Below are 4,580 nucleotides of genomic sequence, written 5' to 3'. Positions count from 1 at the left end.
CATGCGCTCCCACTGAGTGTCGCTAAGAACGAGACGGTCCAGGACGCCCAAAGCGGCTCTCCAAAAAGCAGCCTTGAATCACGTCTCAACCAACCGGGAAACCCCAAGAGTCCACACCGCCTAAGCGATCTTCTCGCATATCCCGAAAAACGGGATCCAGATGTTGATGTCGACGCTGACGCGCAGAGGCGCTTCCGGGGATGGGGCGTGACGTCAACGCCGAGGCCTCGAAAGCCCGGTGCTCTCCGCCTCCAGCACCTCGATTTCGGAAAGCTCCGCCATGGCGGGATCGATCCGGCGCTCTGCCGCCATCGCCGCGGATGTTCGATCGAACCTGTGCCGCGCGACGACTGCCTCCATTTCCCTGGCGAGCTTCCTCAGATGCACCGTGTCCGAACCGGACCGAAGTTCGAGCAGTGCGTCACGAACTCCCTTCGGCAGGTCGGTGAACACATGCACGGCGGCCGCGACCAGGTTGGCAACGGTCAGGTGCTCGGCCGTTGCCAAGGCCCTGACACGCTCGGCAACCTCGGCGTCCAAGTTCGTCGATACGGTGACCGCAGGCATGTGAGTCACTCATAGAAATACAATAGAACTATATCACGAAGGCGGCCACACGGTAAGGCCTGCGCCGTCGTTCTGACTGGAGGTCCCGGCTAGGATTGCAGCCGGGAACCGGGCGGCATGGCTTGCGGTGGACCTAGTCGGTCCGCTTGGCCTCTTGGCATCCGTTCGGGCATGACCGGGATGTCCCGGTAAGAGCGATATCAAACAGGGTGATTTGGCGAGGTGCGACGGTAGCGGTCGGGATGCGCATGTTGGCGCAGACGGGTCCGCCTGCCGCCCTGCGTTCGATAGGGCCATCCATCTCGCGAAGGGATGCGTAATGTAGCACAACCTTCTCATGAACGGCCCGCCCGGGGCCGGCAAGTCGATGCTCGCCGCCCGGCTGCCCTCGATCCTGCCGCCGCTCGGCCCCCGCGAGCTGCTCGAGGTCTCGATGATCCAGTCGGTGGCCGGCACGCTGAAGGACGGCGCGCTCTCGAACCGCCGGCCATTCCGGGCGCCGCACCACTCGGCCTCGATGGCCGCGCTCGTCGGCGGCGGCATCGGTGCGCGGCCCGGGGAGGTATCGCTGGCCCATGGCGGCGTCCTGTTCCTCGACGAGCTGCCCGAGTTCAACGGTCAGGTGCTCGATTCCCTGCGCCAGCCCCTTGAGACCGGGACCGTGATGATCGCCCGGGCCAACCACCGGGTGACCTACCCGGCCCGGTTCCAGCTCGTCGCGGCGATGAATCCGTGCCGCTGCGGCCAGGCGACGGAGCCGGGCTTCGCGTGCCGGCGTGGGCCCAACGACCGCTGCGTCGCCCAGTACCAGGCCCGGCTCTCCGGTCCGCTCCTCGACCGGATCGACCTGCAGATCGAGGTGCCGGCGGTCACCGCCGCCGACCTGATCCTGCCGCCACCGGACGAGGGCTCGGCGGAGGCGGCCACCCGCGTCGCCGCGGCGCGCGTCCTTCAGGAGCGGCGCTACGCGGAAGCCGGCCAGCCGCCCGGCACCACCAACGCCTCCTGCCCGGCGACGCTGATCGAGGAGGCGGCCCGGCCCGATGCCGACGGCATGGCCCTGATCCGCGATGCCGCCGACGCCATGCGCCTCTCCGCCCGCGGCTTCCACCGGGTCCTGCGCGTCGCCCGAACCCTCGCCGATCTCGATGGTGAGGGCCGGGTGCGCCGGCTCCACCTGGCCGAGGCCCTGTCCTACCGCAGCCGGGCCGACCGGCGCCCCGCCGCCGCCTGACCCGTGATGGTGAATCGGGTGTGACCCTGGTCCGGAGAATCGTCGCGATCGGCCGCATGATCCGCTAAGTCACTTTCCCAACTCATCTTTCAGCTCCGCCTGGCAGTCTCCCGGAGGGACGCTGGAGGATGCGTGATGGTCTGGCTCGGCGCGGCGATCGGTGGTCTCTCGGTTCTCGCCTGGCTGGGTCTGCGCTGGCGGAGCGGTCAGCGCCTGACCCAGAGCCGGCGCGAGGGCGAGGTCGAGCGGCTGCACGACCTCGTCTGGCGCACCTCGGAGAGCGAGGAACGCTACCGCAGCCTGGTCGAGGCCCAGATCGAGCTGGTGGTCCAGCGCGATGCGGAAGGGCGCATCACCTTCGCCAACCAGGGGTTCGCCGACTTGCTCGGCACCACGCCCGAGGCGCTGCTGGGCACCACCCGGGAGGCCGATGTGGTCGAGACCGGTGCGATGCGCCAGCGCGCCGACGGCGCCCGCCTCGCCGATGTGGCGATCGCGCCGGAGGGCGGTGGGCCGCTGCGCTGGTTCGCCTTCGTCGAGACCGTCACGGTCGGCCGCGACGGGCGGGCCGAGGTCCTGCGGGCGGGCCGCGACGTCACCGAGCGCGTCGAATCCGCCCGTTCCCTGGAAGAGGCCCGCAGCCGGGCTGAATCCGCGAGCGTGGCGAAGTCGCGCTTCCTCGCCAGCGTCAGCCACGAGTTCCGCACGCCGCTCAACGGCATCATGGGCATGGCTGACCTGATGCTCGACACCCCGCTGAGCCCGGAGCAGCGCACCTACGCGGAGGCGGTGAAGACTTCCGGCGAGGCGCTGCTGTCGCTCATCGACGGGATCCTCGACTTCTCGAAGATCGAGGCCGGGCGTCTCGATCTCGCGGCGGAGCCGTTCAATCCGGCGGCCCTGGTCGAGAGCGTGGTCGAGCTTCTGGCCCCGCGGGCCCAGGACAAGGGCCTGGAGATCGCCGCCGACATCGAGGCGCTGCCGGCTGCCCTGATCGGCGATTCCGACCGGGTGCGCCAGATCCTGATCAATCTCGCCGGCAACGCAGTGAAGTTCACGGAATCCGGCGGCGTCGGCGTCACGGCATCATGGGAGGCGGGCGGATTGACGCTGGCCGTGCACGATACCGGCCCCGGCATCCCCGTGGACCGCCTGCCGGTCCTGTTCCAGGAATTCGAGCAGGGCGACGGCAGCGCGAGCCGCCGGCACGAAGGCACCGGCCTCGGCCTCGCCATCACCCAACGCCTCATCGACCGGATGGGCGGCCGCCTCACCGTTACCTCGCGCCCGGGCGAGGGAAGCTGCTTCGAGGTCCGCCTGCCCCTGCGCGCCACCGCGAGCCCGCCCCGGCCGCCGATGCCGTGCCTGTCGGGGCAGCGCGTCCTGGTGGTCGCTGCCGCTGCCTTCGAGGCGCCCTACATCGCGCACCGTCTGGGTCGCGCGGGTGCCGAGGCGGTGGTGGTCGAATCGGCGGCCGAGGCCCTCACGATCCTGGCCGATACGACGTTCGCGGCCGTCATCGCCGACCGGGCCCTCGGCGATGCCGCGGTGCGCGGCATCGCGGCGGCGGCCCGTCGGGCCGGGGTGAGCCGCAGCATCGTGCTGCTGTCGCCGTTCGACCGGCGCGATTTCGGCTCGCCGGCCGCCGCGGGCTTCGATCGCTACTTGATCAAGCCGGTCCGCCTGACCTCGCTGCTCGCCCGCCTCGCCGAGCCGGCCCCGCCGCCGACCTGCATCCTGACCAGCCCCGACGGCAGCCTGCGGCCCCTGAACCGCCGGCCCCGGGTGCTGCTGGCCGAGGATAACCCGATCAACGCACTCCTCGCCACCAAGGCCCTGGAGCGTCTGGGCGCCGTCGTGCTCTGGGCGCGGGATGGCGCCGAGGCGGTGACGCGGTTGCAGGAGGCGGCAGCCTCGGCCACGCCGTTTGATCTCGCCCTCGTCGACATCCGCATGCCGAACCTGGACGGTCTCGAGGTTGCGCGCCGCGTGCGCGCCCACGAGGCGCAGCACCGCCTCGGACGGACGCACCTCGTCGCGCTGACCGCCAATGTCCAGGAGGACGACCAGACTGCCGCCCTGGCTGCCGGATTCGATGGGTTCCTGGCAAAACCTCTCGACCTCAAGGCCTTGCCGCCGCTCCTCGAGGCGCGGGCAGCGTGACCACCGCCGATGGTGTCGCGGCTTCCCCCGTCGGGCGATGTCCGACGGAGGCCCATGGATTTCAGGCTTGCCTTAGCTGATCCGCGACACCCATGGGGGTGCCGGGGTGGTGTTCGGAGCCCTGTCCGCGGGCTGCCGATCACTGCGCACAACGGGACCGTTCACCGGGATCTGCGACGCACCGACGCCTCCATGGAAGTGCCTCGATGCCTCTGAGAACCAGTCCGATCGGAACCGATCCGACTCACCCAGCCGGTGCTGATATTCCCTGGGTCCATCCGGGATCGCACAGCAGAGCCCGGGCTCCAGAGCCGCGGTATCCCGGTCAACCAAGTAGCCGCCGGAGGGGAGAGGCCCCTGAACGCGACGAAGCCCGCCAGGGATGATCCTGGCGGGCTTCGGTCGATTAGATCGTGACGAGGGAACGTGACGTGCTTGGCAGGTCTGGCGGTGACCGACTCTCCCGTGTCTTGAGACACAGTACCATAGGCGTTGGGGCGGTTAACGGCCGAGTTCGAGATGGGATCGGGTTTGCGATCACCCCGCTCAGACCACCAGACCGGCCAAGCACGTTCGTCCGGCAAGCATTTGTGTATATGTCTTCATCGTGCTGTGG

General features: G+C 69.5%; 2 protein-coding genes, 1 rRNA gene and 1 pseudogene. 2 read left to right on the top strand and 2 right to left on the bottom strand.

Going from position 1 to position 4,580, the window contains the following annotated elements; genetic code table 11:
* Window positions 1-213 precede the first annotated feature (213 nt).
* On the bottom strand, window positions 214-567 hold the full coding sequence (locus tag FF100_RS36565; protein ID WP_139040901.1) for a hypothetical protein: 354 nt from the start codon (window positions 565-567) through the stop codon (window positions 214-216).
* Window positions 568-892: 325 nt separating this feature from the next.
* Here FF100_RS36565 and FF100_RS36560 point away from each other — a divergent pair.
* Together FF100_RS36560 and FF100_RS36555 are read left to right on the top strand one after the other, a co-directional pair.
* A pseudogene (locus tag FF100_RS36560) lies at window positions 893-1,801 on the top strand (YifB family Mg chelatase-like AAA ATPase); the annotation flags it as partial.
* Window positions 1,802-1,936: 135 nt separating this feature from the next.
* A complete protein-coding gene (locus FF100_RS36555; protein ID WP_139040899.1) occupies window positions 1,937-3,964 on the top strand; it encodes an ATP-binding protein in 2,028 nt (675 codons plus the stop codon).
* Between the two features lie 442 nt (window positions 3,965-4,406).
* Here FF100_RS36555 and rrf read toward each other — a convergent pair.
* A 5S ribosomal RNA gene (gene rrf / locus FF100_RS36550) occupies window positions 4,407-4,523 on the bottom strand.
* Window positions 4,524-4,580 lie beyond the last annotated feature (57 nt).

Origin of the sequence: Methylobacterium terricola, from assembly GCF_006151805.1 — a bacterium.
GTDB lineage: Bacteria > Pseudomonadota > Alphaproteobacteria > Rhizobiales > Beijerinckiaceae > Methylobacterium > Methylobacterium terricola.
Note: the sequence above shows the minus strand (reverse complement) of the source record. Positions and strands in the feature narration are given on the sequence as shown.